We start from the raw sequence: 620 nt of genomic DNA, 5'->3' as shown, positions 1-620 counted from the left end.
CGCATCCGCAGCTTCGGTATATAGCTTAGCCCCGTTACATCTTCCGCGCAGGACGACTCGATCAGTGAGCTATTACGCTTTCTTTAAAGGGTGGCTGCTTCTAAGCCAACCTCCTGACTGTTTTAGCCTTCCCACTTCGTTTCCCACTTAGCTATATTTGGGGACCTTAGCTGGCGGTCTGGGTTGTTTCCCTCTTGACACCGGACGTTAGCACCCGATGTCTGTCTCCCGTGATTGCACTCTTCGGTATTCGGAGTTTGCTATGGCGGGGTAATCTGCAATAGACCCCCCAACCATGACAGTGCTCTACCCCCGAAGGTGAGACACGAGGCACTACCTAAATAGTTTTCGGAGAGAACCAGCTATTTCCAAGTTTGTTTAGCCTTTCACCCCTATCCACAGCTCATCCCCTAACTTTTCAACGTTAGTGGGTTCGGACCTCCAGTACGTGTTACCGCACCTTCATCCTGGCCATGGATAGATCACTTGGTTTCGGGTCTACGCCCAGCAACTGAACGCCCTATTCGGACTCGCTTTCGCTACGCCTGCCCTATACGGTTAAGCTTGCTACTGAACGTAAGTCGCTGACCCATTATACAAAAGGTACGCCGTCACCCCTT

1 rRNA gene is annotated in these 620 nt (G+C 51.6%); it reads right to left on the bottom strand.

From position 1 onward, the window contains the following. A 23S ribosomal RNA gene (locus SB771_RS33440) occupies window positions 1-620 on the bottom strand; the annotation flags it as partial.

This window comes from Burkholderia sp. SIMBA_051, from assembly GCF_046534915.1.
Lineage (GTDB): Bacteria > Pseudomonadota > Gammaproteobacteria > Burkholderiales > Burkholderiaceae > Burkholderia > Burkholderia ambifaria.
This window is presented reverse-complemented; position numbering and strand designations above follow the sequence as displayed.